General features: G+C 44.2%; 2 protein-coding genes. Both read left to right on the plus strand.

Going from position 1 to position 15,700, the window contains the following annotated elements; genetic code table 11:
* Entirely contained in the window at positions 1-8,694 is an 8,694-nt protein-coding gene (locus ACWJJS_RS08365; protein ID WP_454023478.1) for an SDR family NAD(P)-dependent oxidoreductase, read from the plus strand.
* Positions 8,687-15,688: an SDR family NAD(P)-dependent oxidoreductase gene (locus ACWJJS_RS08370; RefSeq protein ID WP_454023479.1), complete on the plus strand. Its 7,002-nt coding sequence runs from the start codon at positions 8,687-8,689 to the stop codon at positions 15,686-15,688. The genes ACWJJS_RS08365 and ACWJJS_RS08370 overlap by 8 nt, the downstream gene beginning before the upstream one ends.
* Positions 15,689-15,700 lie beyond the last annotated feature (12 nt).

Raw genomic sequence — 15,700 nt, forward strand, 5'->3', positions numbered from 1 at the left:
ATGAAAGAAGCCCGTCATATTAGAAAAAAAGTACTTTCTGACATAGAAAGCGGCAACATTTCTTTGGAAGAAGGAGTAAAGCGGATACAGCAGCTTGGTTTTCATTCCGCAGGGGTTAACGGACAGGCGATATATTATCAGACGGTCTGGCAGCGGACAGATCTCAGCATTCATGTAAAAGGCGGCCGGCGTGAGGGCAGCCTTTTATTATTTGATAAAAATGAAGATGTGAGTAAAGAACTTGCTGCATTGCATGATACAAGGGTTATTTTGGTTAAGCCGGGGAAAGAGTTTCGAAAAACCGGGGACGGTGTATTTGAAATCGACCCCCGCTCTGAAAAAGATTACATAGACCTGTTAGGATGGCTTATAGAAGAAGAAAAGTCAGATATACGGGAAGCGGTGCATTTATGGTCAGACATGCCGTTTGAAAAAACAGAGAGAGCGATTCGTGAACAATGCGACAGCGGAGTCTATTCTTTGTTTTTATTACAACAGGCGCTCTTCAAAAATAACTGCCGCAAACCGATCAAGCTGTTATATGGATATTTTTCGCATCTTTCCGGAGAACAGCCTCTTTACGCGGCGGCAAGCGGATTTTTGCGGACATTGCAGCTGGAAAATCCGTTAATCTCAGCAAAAAGCATTGAAATGGAGCAGTCAATAGCAGCCGTTCACGCAGCTGATATCATACGCAATGAGCTGAGTGATTTCCAGCCTTCAGATGTAGAGATCCGTTATAAAGACATGCAGCGTTACGTCAAACAGCTTAAAACGTATGAACCCGAAAAAAATTCCGGAAGCGGAGATGTGCCGCTGAGAGAAAATGGAGTATATATTATCGCGGGAGGCGCGGGCGGATTAGGATTTACCTTTGCAGAATATTTGGCTTTTCAAACAAAATGCTGCCTTGTTTTAACAGGAAGATCTCCGCTTTCAGACCATATAAGAAAACAGCTGAGGCGATTGGAGGATGCCGGTTCTTCAGCTGTTTATGTTCAGGCTGATATTACCAATAAGGAAGAAGCCGAATATGTAGTCAAAAAAGCCAAAACTTCTTATGGAAAAGTAAACGGGGTCATTCAGGGCGCGGGAATCATCCGGGACTCTTTCCTTCTTAACAAGTCACGAGAGGAATTCGATCAGGTAATCAGACCGAAAGTATTGGGTACGATGTGGCTGAATGATGCTGTTGAGAAAGAAAATCCTGACTTTTTCATTTGCTTCTCCTCTACTTCCGCAGTGTTGGGAAATGTCGGGCAATCTGATTACGCGTTCGGAAACAGTTATATGGATCATTTCATGAATATGCGTTCTGCCCAGCATTCTGATACGATTTCTCTCTCTCTGAACTGGCCGCTGTGGAAAGAAGTCGGCATGCAAGTGGATGAGCGAACGGTAGAGACAATGAAAAAGGCGGGTTTTTATCCTTTAGAAAAAGAAGAAGGTAAAAAAGCGTTTGCCGTCGCATTGTCCTCCGGTTTTTCGCAATTTACTGTATTTTACGGAGATGAGCAAATTGACAATCATGTTCATCAATTATATGAACGAAAAGACAATATTCAGGCAGATGAAGGAACAGGGAGAAATATCGAATCATTTGATTCAGAGAAACTGACAGCTGAAACATCTGATTTTATCATAAAAATAATTGCTGCAGAATTCAGGATGCCTGCGGACAAAATAGATGCAGAAGAGGCATTGGAAAAATACGGACTTGATTCCGTTATGATTATCAATATGACGAATGAGCTTGAAAAACATTTCGGCGCGCTCTCAAAAACGCTGTTATTCGAATATCAGACTGCGGCAGAATTGTCACAGTATTTCGTTGAGGAGCACAGGGATACTCTTCTTCATAAACTCCGGTTAGGAGAAAACGGGAGCAGCACCCCATCTCAGAAGAAAAAAGATAATAAACAGACAGCCGATCTTAACGGGAAACAGAAAATCCAGATGAAAAAACAGGTCCAGCAGGAGAAGTATCATGACAATGATATCGCTATTATCGGTATCAGCGGACGTTACCCGATGGCAAATGATCTTGATACTCTGTGGGGAAACTTATTGAACGGTAAAGACTGTATAACTGAGATACCTGAGGATCGGTGGGATTCGGGGCTGCACTATCAGCCTGCGGCGGGCGACGAAGTAAAAAACCAAAGCAAATGGGGGGGATTTATTGACGATGTGTATCATTTTGATCCGTTGTTCTTTAATATTTCTCCTGCCGAAGCTGAATTAATTGATCCGCAGGAGAGACTGTTTTTAGAGACGGTATGGCACACCATAGAAGATGCCGGGTACGCAAAGAAAACGCTTGAAAGAAAAAACGTCGGTGTTTTTGCAGGGGTTATGTACGGCCAATATCAGCTGTACAGCGTTGGTCACGAAGCGGCCGTTTCTTCCTCATATGCATCAATCGCAAACCGGGTATCCTACTTCTTTAATTTCAGCGGGCCAAGTATTGCTTTGGACACGATGTGTTCCTCATCATTAACGGCTGTTCATTTTGCCTGTGAAAGTTTAATCAGGAATGAATGTGAAATTGCAATTGCAGGAGGCGTCAATTTATCCATTCATCCTCATAAATATGAACTCCTGACTCAAGGCGGATTTTTATCCAGTGATGGCCGGTGCAGAAGCTTCGGTTCAGGAGGAGACGGCTATGTGCCGGGAGAAGGGACAGGTGCCGTGCTGCTGAAACCTGTAAAAAAGGCTATTGCCGACGGTGATCAGATTTATTCAGTTATTAAGGCAACAGCGATCAACCACGGTGCTAAGACGAATGGATATACCGTGCCGAATCCAAAAGCTCAAAGTGAGGTCATTACGAGAGCCTTAAAAAAAGGATGTATTGATCCAAAAAGCATCAGCTATATAGAGGCTCACGGAACAGGCACCGCGTTAGGAGATCCGATTGAAATCACCGGTCTGACCAAAGCATTTTCAGGTGCCGAACGCGATAAGAAGACATGCGCGATCGGGTCGATTAAATCAAATATCGGACATCTTGAGGCTGCTGCAGGCATAGCGGGCATTACGAAAGTTATTCTTCAAATGAAACATAAAACGATTGTTCCGTCACTGACTCATTCTGCTGAATTGAATGAAAATATACCGTTTCAAAAAACACCTTTTTATGTACCGGACAGTGCCGAAAAATGGGAGTCATCCGTTCCAAGGCGTGCCGGAATCAGTTCTTTCGGGGCAGGAGGAGCTAATGCCCATGTTATTTTAGAAGAATTTGCGGATGAAGCTACCTCTCCTCTCGCGGCTGAAGAACCTGAACAGCTTTTATTTGTTTTTTCTGCAAAAAATGCCGAAAGGCTGGCAGAATATGCAAAACGCGCAAAAGAACAAATAGCAGCCAGAGATTATCCATTAGAAACACTTAGAAATACAGCATTTACTTTACAAACCGGCCGAGAAGAAATGCCGCACAGATTGGCTGTTATCGCCTCCACAAGAGATGAATTGCTTAAAGGACTGACAGACTACATTCTCGGAAACGCGAGGGATCATATTTTTACAAGCGGCAAAGACACAACAGAAGCTCAAAGGATGAACAAAGCTGAGATTGAAGAAGCAGCCGCAAACAGGGATCTTGTGAAGATTGCTGAATACTGGGTTGGCGGTAACGGAGCAGATTGGCCGTCACTTTATAAAGATGTCACTTTGAGACGGGTATCAGCACCCGGATATCCATTTGCTAAAGAGCTATGCAGAATAGATGCGCAAAATACGGGAAGCCGCTTTATGAACGTAAATAACGATCTGCATCCTTACATTTCATGCAATATATCTGATTTTAAAGGACAGAAGTTTCTTATCAATGTAAGCGATACCGATTTGTATATAAAAACAAAGTATCAAGACAAGGAAATGTTTCCGTTTCTCAGCCAGATTGAAATGGCGAGGGCTGCCGGAGCGATGGCTTCAGGAAATCCGATTATTAAATTAACTGAGCTCTCCTTTAAAGAACCGATGTTACAAAACGAAAGCAATGAGCAGATCCAGATTGTATTAACCCCGGATAATCAGGGTGCATCGTATTCTATAGAAAAACAGAGCGACTCATCCATTTATTCCTCAGGGCGGATCGAATTAGAAGACGGGGCGTACGAGAACGGAAATATTCATCTTGAGCCGTTTCTGTCTCAGCGTGCAGACCGCATACCGTACGAAGCGTTTTATCAGCGGCTTGCCGAATTCGGATACAGCTGCAGTGACAGTCTGAAAGCGGCAGAGCACTGCGTCAGCAGGAACGGACAGGTGCTTTTAAAGATAAAAGCAAAGGCCGGGCCGAAAGGGTGCATAATCAAACCGGAAGTGATTGAGAGCGCATATCAAGCCGTCATATACCTTGCGGGGGAAAATGCCGGAGAGCTCCCGGAAAATATTAAAGAATGTACGATTTTTGATCATGAGACTGAACCCGTTTATGTATATGCAGAACAAACTGAAGAAAGCGATTCGGCTTATGATGTGTATGTATTAGACAATGCCGGCGGGATTTTGATGGAACTGAGCGGGCTGGTTTTTGGCGAAAAGCCTAATAAAAATGTACGTTTTTATGAGCATAAGTGGGATCAAAAAAACCCTCTGATTGAAATGAAAGATAGGGAGCCAAAAACAATTCTGGTTTTTGCAAAAGATGAAGCATTGGCTGGAGCTCTGAAAAATCAATCAGACAGCCGTGTCATTCTCGTCACGCCGGATCAGCGGCAGACCGATCAAAATCTGCTGACATTCTGTATAAACCCGGAAGTGACGTCAGATTATATTCGTTTATTCGAAGAATTGGAGAAAAAGGGGTTTTCTCCTGATGTCATCTTGCACACGGGAGAAACATTTTACGCGGGTGACCGCCTTCTCAGCGGCCTGGAATCAATTTTTTATTTATTAAAAGCCCTGAGCGCCCGCAATGATGCCTCTCTTTATCTGCACTCTCTGCTTCTTGTTCACTCTTTTAAAGAAGGCGTGAATGATCCGTATACGGGCGCTCTTGCAGGCTGTTTAAAAACGGCAAATATGTTGGTGCCATCCGCAGAGAATGTGAAGTCAATCGGTTTTTCAGAACGTATATCAATTGAAAAAATGGCTGAATTTTGTCTTAACGAAATGGTTTCAGGCGTGGAACGGCAGGCGGAAGAAGTTAAATATATAAATGACAAGAGGTATGTTAAGACACTAAAGGAGTATGTATTCAATCATACAGAGCACTCTCATCAGCTGAAACAGAAAGGGATTTACCTCATAACGGGCGGTTTGGGCGGTCTGGGCCTGATTTTCGCAAAATATTTAGCCTCTCAGTATCAAGCAAAATTGGTATTGACGGGAAGGTCACCGTTAACAGCTGATAAACGCCATAACATTGACCGGCTGCAGGCGCTTGGAGGGGATGCGGTATATTATCAAGCTGATGCCGCAGATCAAAAGACGATGGGACGGGTCATAGAAGAAACGAAACGGACTTGGGGCTCCCTTCAAGGCGTTATTCATTCAGCTGGTCATGCCGATGATCGGTTATTTACAGAGATGAATCTGACTGATTTTTCAGAAGGCATGACTGCTAAAATTGAAGGAACGGTATGCTTAGATGAATTAACGAAAGATGAGCCGCTTGATTTCTTTATCGTATTTTCTTCTATTTCTTCGGTCTTCGGAGATTTTGGACAGGTTAACTATGCGATGGGCAATTATTTTCAAGATCAATATATAAATTGGAGATCCGAACAGAGCCGCCGGCAAGAGAGACAAGGCAAGAGCATTTCGATTAACTGGCCGTTGTGGCGTAAAGGCGGAATGCATTTAAACAAAGAAGCTGAAGACGCATATCTTTCCGCATCCGGGTTTGATTATTTGGAAACGGAAGAAGGGATAGCGGCTTTTGAGACAATTTTGGCAAGTGACTGTCCGCAAATTTCGGTTGTTACCGGGGATGCCGGAACAACACCAGCAAAAAAAGATCTGCCGCATCAAAAAGTAAATACGCTTCCGGTTCGTCAAGAGGAAAGTTCTTATACAGGACCGGATTCTGCAGACAATGTCCTTGAAGAACTGAAGCAAATGGTGTCGGAATTATTGAAAATTAACATTGAACAGCTGGATACGGCAGAGAATTTCGGCAATCTCGGCTTTGATTCTATCAGTTTGAAAACATTAGCTGTCAGACTGAATAAAAAATACAAGCTTAAGCTGACACCTGCCGTTTTCTTTACTTACAGCCATATAAAGTCTCTTTCAGAATTTCTAAGCAGTGAACTGCGTACTGTTGCAAAAGGGAATACAGATGCAGAAAAAAACATTTCTGAAAAAAGGAAAGTGCACGCCGGGAAAACCGTGAAGCCGCCGCGAAGTTTTCCGTTTGAAAAAAAGACAGCAAGACAGGCTGACCATCATCCGGAGAAGCAGCCGGTTGCCATTATCGGGATGAGTTGTGTTTTTCCGGGAGCAAAAAATGCAGATGAGTTTTGGATCAATTTAATCAATGAAAAAGATTCGATTCAGGAAATTCCCCCGGATCGATGGGATTGGAAAAAATACGCCGAAGGCAAAGGAAGCAGCGAAGTACATTCGAAATGGGGCGGATTTATCACAGATGCCGATAAATTTGATGAGGCGTTTTTCAATATTAATCCGCGGGAAGCAGAACTCATGGATCCTCAGCACAGAATTTATTTGCAGGAAACCTGGAAAGCGATAGAAGATGCGGGTTACAAAGCTTCAAAGCTGTCCGGCAAACATATCGGGGTGTTTACGGGCATTCAATTTAATGATTACCGCCAGCTGCTGATGAGGCATTCGGACGGGGCGCATGCGTTTGCGGGAACCGGAAACAGCCAGGCGCTCATCAGCAATCGTGTATCCCACTATTTTAATTTCAGAGGTCCGAGTGAGTCCATTGATACAGCCTGCTCAAGCAGTCTTGTAGCAATCCACAGAGCTGTGCGCTCGATTCAAAATGGTGAAAGTGAGCTGGCGGTAGCAGGCGGGGTTTCGCTGCTTTTAGATCCAGTCACGCATATGTATACCGATAAACTCGGTATTTTGTCTAGGGACGGCCGGTGTAAGACGTTTGATAAACTTGCCGACGGTTATGTCCGCGGTGAAGGTGCAGCTGTTCTGTTATTGAAACCATTGCAAGCGGCAATGAATGACAGAGACAATATTTACGGAGTCCTGAGAGGAACCGGAGAAAATCACGGAGGAAGATCTGCTTCATTGACCGCTCCGAACCCGGAAGCTCAGGCAGAACTGTTAACGTCTGTTTACAAAAATGCCGATATTCCTGTTGATACGATATCTTATATTGAAGCACACGGAACCGGAACAGAACTGGGAGATCCGATTGAGATTGAAGGCTTGAAAAAAGCGTTTGGATCTTTTGAGCCGCATCCAGGAAAGAATCATGTCCAATATTGCGGCATCGGTTCAGTAAAAACGAATATCGGTCATTTAGAGCCCGCCTCTGGAATGCCGGGGCTGATTAAAGTATTACTATCCATGAAGTATAAAACATTGCCTGCCACACTACATGTTAAGGAACTGAACCCTTACATTCAATTAAGCGGAACACCGTTTCATATTGTCAATAAAACTATGAAGTGGGCCAGATTAAAAGATCGAAAAGGAAATGAAATTCCGCGCCGTGCCGGAGTCAGTTCCTTTGGATTCGGCGGGGCAAATGCTCATGTCATCGTGGAAGAATTTGAATACGGACAAGATAAAGCAGTAACTGCCGAGCGGGATCAAATCATTGTTCTATCGGCCAAAACAAAGGAAAGGCTGATGGTTAAAGCCAAAGAGTTAACAGCGTTTTTACATGAAGAACTATCAGTTCAATTCAGTCAGCAAGAGGTGCAGGAACGTGATGTGCAAGAGGCGGTTCGGGAAGCGGCAGCGGGTATCCTGCGTTTAGATACCGCAAATATAGATGCAAAGACACCTCTTTCGGAATTCGGATTTGATCCGTTGGCTTATTCCGAATTAATCTCTTATATAAACCAAATGTACGGCACAGAAATATCACTAGACATATTTCAGGAATTAATGACCCTGAGCGAGCTGTGCCGCTATATCAGCAGCGTGCGGAATCGATCAGCTGATAAACCGTATAACGGCAATTTTAGAGAAAAGTCCGGAATCGGTCTTGAAGAAATAGCATATACGCTGCAAACCGGAAGGGAACCATTTGAATGCCGCCTTGCGATCACTTGCTCGAATATCGGAGATCTTCTTGAAAAATTAAACGGTTACATTCAGGGGAGCAGGCTGCAAGGTGTTTATGAAGGAAATGTAACGGATTTTGATAGTCTGTACGCTCCTTTATTCGGCGGCCCCGAAGGTCATGCGTATGTTCAATCACTGATTCAGCAAAACAAGCCGGCCAAACTGGCTCAGTTGTGGACGATCGGTTGTGAAATCAGCTGGGAAGACTTGTATGAGGAGGAACTCAAACCGGTTAAACGGCCTCTTCCTCTTTATCCTTTCAGCAAGAACAGACATTGGATTCATTTAAATAAAGATGAAGCGCAGAAGGCTGAGGCTTTCTCGAACACTGAGCTTCACAATTCAAATAAAGATACAGCAGATGGAGAAATCATGTCGCTTCTTGAAAAAGCACAAACAGGTGAGATGAATACGAAAGAGACGTCAGAGCTGATAGAGGAGTTGCTTTTCCATGAATGAAAAAACGATGCAAATTGAGCAAATCGTGAAAAAGGTGAAAGAAGGCAGCCTGACGCGTGAAGAAGGGCTGGAATTAATTAAGAGCTTGGGGAAAACCCATCTATATGAAATGGTATGGGATAGACATGAATTTAAAGGCAGTGAAAAATTCCCGAATACGAAAGAGCCAATTTTATTTTTTTGCAAAGACGACAGCATGTATACCGTAATGAAGAGACAGCTTGAAGGTTATGAGGCGCCTTTCATTTACGTGACTTCCGGCGAGCGTTTCGAAGATTGCCGGAACGGTCGTTTTAAAATGAACTTTGCAAAAGATGAGGATTATGATGCGTTATGCGGGGTTTTGCGTTCTCAAAATATAAGACCCCGCCATATTATTCATTTTTTAGCTGCCGGGCTCTTCAAAAATACAGAAGATGCAATGAGAAAGCAGCTCAATAAAAGTCTGTTTTCCTTGTTTCAAATGTTTCAGGCCTTCATGGCGAACAAACTTTGTCCGAAAGCAGAAATTTTGTATCTGTATGAAAATACCGAGGGCGAGGTTCAGCCCATTTATAACGCGGTTGAAAGTTTTCTTAAGACCGTACAGGCCGAAAACCCGAATTTCACATGTAAGGCTGCAGAGCTGAAATCAATGTTTGACGAGCCGTTTACAAAGCAGCATATTGCAGATGTCATCTCTTTTGAATGGAACAATCAATGCAAGACGGACCACTTTACCTGTTATGAGCCGAGGCATTATTATAAAAGGCAGCTTAAAAGAGTAAAAAAAGAAGATGGGGAGAAACATAGTTTCAGTGTAAAAAAGAACGGTGTGTATTTAATTACGGGAGGAGCCGGCGGTCTCGGGTATCTGTTTGCGGAATATCTGGCGAAACAGGCAGAAGTCAAGCTGGTATTAACCGGGCGTTCCCCGGCATCCCGTGAAACGGCGCAAAAATTGAGCGCTCTTGAAAATCTCGGCGCTGAAGCCTTATATGTCCCGGCAGATATTTCAAAGGAAAAAGAGGCGGACGCGTTAATTAAGCACATTAAGCAGACATTCGGAGAATTAAACGGAATTTTGCACAGTGCCGGACTTGTTAAGGATGCATTTATCATAAAAAAAGCGAAAGAAAGCATAGAAGAAGTTATAGCGCCTAAAGTATTCGGAACCGTTTGGCTGGATAAAGCAGCTGAAGAAGAGCCTCTTGATTTCTTCGTTATGTTTTCATCCCTTTCGGCCGTTCTGCCTAATGCGGGTCAGAGCGACTACGCCTTCGCTAACGGATGTATGGACGGATTCACCCAGTATCGAAGCATGAAAGGACGTCCCGGGAAAACACTCTCTATTAATTGGCCTTTATGGGATGCGGGGAATATGACAGTTGGTCCGGCAGAGCTGCAGGCTTTAAGACACACGGGGCTGGAACTTTTATCTGCCCAAGCAGGGCTTGCCGCTTTTCAGGACAGTATGAGCCGTTCTGCTTCTCAGCTGGCTGTTATCAGCGGAGACAAAGATAGAATAAGTGAATTACTTTCAACTGACCATAAAAAGATAGAGACTGTGCCTGAAAACAACAGTCTGCCGCAATTAAATGAAAAAGATCTGAAAAAGCAAACGATCCGTCTATTGACAGAGATTGTCGGTGCGGAAACGGGAAGACCGGCGGACAGCATTTTACCCGAGGATACATTTGACCGTTACGGAATTGACTCTCTAACGATTTTAGGTCTTAACTCCCGTCTGGAAAAGTATTTTGGAAGAGTGTCTAAGACTCTTTTCTTTGAATACAGCAGTGTTGAAGAGCTGTCAGAGTATTTTCTTGAACACTATCAACATGAGTTGAAGAAGGCGTTTTTACCGGCAGCCGAACAGCGAATTGATCATTCGGCGCCGGCGAAACGGGAGAAGCTTTCCGTTTCCCGCATACCATCCGCACCTTCCGAGGAAGATATTGCAATTATCGGTATAGCCGGCCGCTACCCGATGGCGAAGGATGTGGAACAGTTTTGGGAAAATATTTCTTCCGGAAAAGATTGTATAACGGAAATACCGAAAGAGCGCTGGGATTTTCGGAAATATTATCACACAGGTGACAATGCCCGTCATGACAGCAAATGGGGAGGTTTTATAAAAGACGCTGATAAATTCGATCCGCTGTTCTTCTCAATTTCGCCTCGTGATGCCGAGTTAATTGATCCTCAGGAACGGTTATTTTTAGAGACAGCATGGCACACGTTTGAAGATGCGGGTTACACAAAGAAAAAGTTGAAACGGCATAAGACAGGTGTATTTGTCGGCGTCACCTACAGCCACTATCAGTTATTTGCAGCCGGTGCTTCAGATGATGAGGGACGTCAGGCGCTCTTGTCTTCTTATTCGTCTATCGCAAACCGGGTGTCATATTTCTTTGACCTGCGCGGACCCAGCCTTGCAATTGATACAATGTGTTCGTCTTCACTTTCTGCTGTTCATTTTGCATGTGAAAGTATAAAAAGAGGAGAATCCACTCTCGCCATAGCCGGAGGAGTGAATTTATCCTTACACCCGGATAAATATACTTTACTTTCTCAAAATCATTTTGTTTCAAGCGATGGGCGCTGCAGAAGCTTTGGAGCGGGAGGAGACGGATATGTGCCGGGAGAAGGAGTCGGGGCCGTTCTTTTGAAATCGCTTTCTGCCGCAAAGGCTGACGGGGACAGGATTTACGGTGTGATTAAGGGAACATCTGTAAATCACGGCGGAAAAACAAACGGATACACTGTGCCAAATCCGGGCGAGCAGGCAAACGTCATCAGTGAAACTCTTGATAAGGCGGGGATTGATGCAGACAGCATAAGTTATATTGAAGCGCATGGCACCGGGACATCTTTGGGAGACCCGATTGAAATTTCAGGTTTAACCAAAGCTTTGCACAGCTCGAAAAGCGATTATCGTTGTGCAATTGGTTCGGTTAAGTCAAATATCGGACACCTAGAGGCCGCGGCTGGAATTGCTTCTATCACAAAAGTGCTGATGCAAATGAAGTATAAACAACTTGCTCCTTCTCTTCATTCCGATAACTTAAATCCTAATATTGATTTTGAGGAAACACCGTTTTACGTGCAGTCTGAACTGACTGATTGGAAGACGCCGCAAAATCAAGCCAGAAGGTCGGGCATCAGTTCGTTCGGCGCTGGAGGATCTAATGCCCACATTATCATCGAAGAGTATAAGAATGAAGAAAAGATGGAAACGGTACAGAGCAACAAGGCGCAAATTATTCTGCTTTCTGCCAAAAATGAAGAACGGCTCAGACTCTTGATTGATGCATATATAAAAGAACTGGAGCCAAAAACGTCACTAGCTGATGCCGCGTACACCTCGCAGACCGGGAGAAACGCTATGGAAGAGCGGCTCGCTGTTGAGGTTAGCAGCATTGACGATCTTCGCAATAAGCTGACGATGTATTTGCGGTCAGATCATAAGTTAAACGGTTTATATAGGGGAAAGGCCCGCCGAGGCGCTGGTCAAAAGAATGCCCTGTCAGCCGCTCACTTTGAAAATGCAAGAGAAATGGCCATTCACTGGGTGAACGGAGGAGACGTTGAATGGGAAGGGATGTACACTGCGGAATTACCGAAGCTTATCTCTCTTCCTGCATATCCTTTTGAACGGAACAGATATTGGGTGCCTGCCGCAAAAGCAGCAGAGAAACAGAAAAAAACAGGTGTACCGCAGAGTCTGCCCCATGCACCGACTGACTTATCATTTGATGTATTAAAAAAATCGTGGAAAAAACAAAAGGCTGCGCCTTCCGCTTTTACGAAAGGACAGGTGATGATCCTGGCTAATAGTGAAAGTGAGCGGCTTGCATTCGAATTGTTTGATTCAGATCCTCTGATTGAATCCGCTGTCATTTGCGCAGATAACTGGGATCATTCGGATGGGGAAGCCAAAAAAACGGCTCTAGCAGTCATAGAAGAAAATCCGGAAATCATCGGCATGATTGACCTGTCAGATTTGCGGAGTGATCAAAACGGGGCACGCACCGGCACAATCGGGAAGCTGACACTGCTGCAGGAAATCATAAAGACACGTAAACAGCTTTTCGTTTTACATGTGACAAGAGGGCTGCAGACATTTCTGAATGACAAGCCGTCGTTAGCCGGAGCCGAAACAGCCGGACTATATAAAATGCTGAGCGCGGAGTATCAAAAGATAAAATCAAAAACAATAGATGTAGACGGGCATGTCGGGACTGCGGCGGAACTGAGACAGGTAATCACAGATGAAGCTTGCGCTGACGGGCTGTATAGTGAAATCTGCTACCGGAACGGTGAACGTTATATTCCATACGTCGAGAAATTACATGCAGCGGAAATAAACCGGAAACTATCCGGTCTGCCGGTCTGCCGTACGGATCAAACCTTGGTTATTACAGGGGGAACAAGAGGGATCGGAGCAGAACTTGCCAGACATTATGCCGGCAAGGGAGTCAAAAAACTTGTGCTGATGGGAGTAACCGACCTTCCGGAATCTGATAAAATAGCCGGCATGTTAGAAGACACCGATGAAAAGTCACCTCTTTATTCGAAATTACAACTGCTGCATGAGTTGGATCAAAAGGGAGTTCAGGTGGAAGTGTATTCCGGGCCGCTCACGGAAAAAGAAAAATTACATCGCTTCTTTTCAGAGGTGAGAATGAAGTTCGGCAAAATCGGCGGGGTGATTCATTGCGCTGGTGCAGCCAATCATTCGAATCCGGCTTTTATCCATAAATCTGATAAAGAAATAAGAGAAGTATTTGAGCCAAAGGTTCAAGGGATGCAGGTACTTCATGACATTTTTATTGATGACGAACTTGATTTCTTCATTTTGTTTTCATCTGTTGCGAGCGCTTTTCCTTTATTAGGCGCCGGAACAAGTGACTATGCCGCGGCGAACGCTTTTATGGATTACTTTGCGGCGTATCAGCATGCAGCCGGCAGAACATATTATCAATCCATTAACTGGCCGAGCTGGAAGGACATTGGAATGGGCGAGGTGACAAGTCCATCATATCAGGCACTCGGTTTACTTTCACACTCAACAGAAACAGGTATTTCTATGCTAGATGAAATCATGACGATAAACGGATATCCATGCCTTATACCGGCAAAGACACATCAGGAGAAATTCAAGCTGCAGCAGCTGCTTCAGACAAGAATTCAAGCTGCTAAAAATAACCCGGATGCTGAGGAAAAAGTGATCTCTGGTCATGGAGACAATGAAGCTATGATCAGGAAGTTAATGGAGATTTTTTCCGCAGAGCTGAAAATACCTTACGGGAAATTAGATCAGGATACGTCTTTTGCGGATTACGGAGTTGATTCAATCTTACTCGTTCAGCTTGTCAAAAAAGCGGAAGATGCATTTCAAATAAAAATTGAACCTTCGGCTTTTCTGGAGTATCCGAGTTTTTCACAACTGGGCGCCTATTTGAACGAGTTATTTGCAAGTGAGGGGATCAGTCCTCAAATTAATTCAGAAAACATTGAGGTTCGGAAAAAAGAGCAACATATAAATCAAAATGCTTCCGAAGTACGGGACAGCGGATCTCAAATGCAACCAACCAGTCTGAACCAAATCGCTATTATCGGAATGGGCTGTGAGTTTCCGGATGCTCCGGACACAGAAACGTTCTGGAGAAATTTGAAGAAAGGACAAAATAGTGTCCGTGAAGTCCCGGCGTCGCGATGGGATATTTCTTCATACTACTCTGACACCTATGAAAAAGGAAAAAGTATCAGTAAGTGGGGCGGATTTCTTCAAGATATTGAGTCTTTCGATCCCGCGTTTTTTAATATGAACAAAAGTGAAGCATCAGAGCTTGATCCGTTAATCAAAAAATGCCTTGAGGTCAGCGTCCAGACATTGAGAGACGGCGGCTATACAAAAGAAGAAGTATCAAACAAAGAAGTCGGCGTTTTCATCGGTTCGCGGACCGGGACGTTTATGTCCAAAATAGGTTCACCTTCAAAAAATACGATCGTGGGTATAGGACAAAATTTCATAGGCGCGCATATCTCACATTTTTTTAATCTGAAAGGACCGAATCTGGTTGTAGACACGGCATGTTCTTCCTCATTGGTCAGCGTCCATCTCGCTTGTCAAAGCCTGATGTCAAAAGAGTCAGATATGGCAATTGCGGGCGGGGTTGACATTTTGCTGGATCAAAAGCCTTACGTCATGCTGAGTGAGGCTCGGGCGCTTTCACCTGAAGGAAAATGTCATACATTTGATGAAAAGGCAGATGGATTTGTACCGGGAGAAGGATGCGGCGCAGTCCTTTTGAAAAGACTTGATGACGCCCTTGCCGAAGGTGACAGAATTTACGTGGTAATTGACTCATCCGCGGTTAATAATGACGGACAGACAATGGGAATGACAACACCTAATCCGAAAGCGCAAAGCGCAGTGATAAAAAAAGCCCTGAAAAAAGGCGGAATTGATGCAGATACTCTCAGTTATGTCGAAACGCATGGCACCGGTACGATGATAGGAGATCCGATTGAATTAAAAGCGCTGACTGAAGTGTTCCGGGAGGTTACGGAAGAAACGCAATTTTGCGGAGTAGGCAGCGTAAAAACGAATTTCGGACATTTAATGAGCGCAGCGGGGATAGCGAGTATTATAAAGGTTGCCTTATCCATAAAAAATCAGATGCTCCCGCCGACATTACATTGTAAAACGCCAAATCCGCGTTTTAAATTTGATCAGTCGCCATTCTTTCCGAACACGTCTTTAAAAGAATGGCGTCCCAGAAAAGGGGTTTTGAGAGCCGGAATCAGTTCTTTTGGATTCGGGGGCACGAACGCACATATGATATTGAGCGACAGCCATCTCACATTAGGATATGGAGAGACAAAAAGACACCCGCTTTCTCCGGTTATATTCAATAAGGAACAATGCTGGATCGACAATGGAGAAACTCCAGAAAAGGAAGAGTCAGAATTGCTGATTCCTTTACTTGATTTCAAAGAATTATAAAGAAAAGAAAAG

The sequence above is a fragment of the Bacillus sp. JK106 genome, from assembly GCF_053663355.1.

Excerpts from the sequence above, each read along its gene's own strand:
- ACWJJS_RS08370 (WP_454023479.1), top strand. The coding sequence starts at position 8,687 with ATGAATGAAAAAACGATGCAAATTGAGCAAATCGTGAAAAAGGTGAAA.
- ACWJJS_RS08365 (WP_454023478.1), top strand. The coding sequence starts at position 1 with ATGAAAGAAGCCCGTCATATTAGAAAAAAAGTACTTTCTGACATAGAA.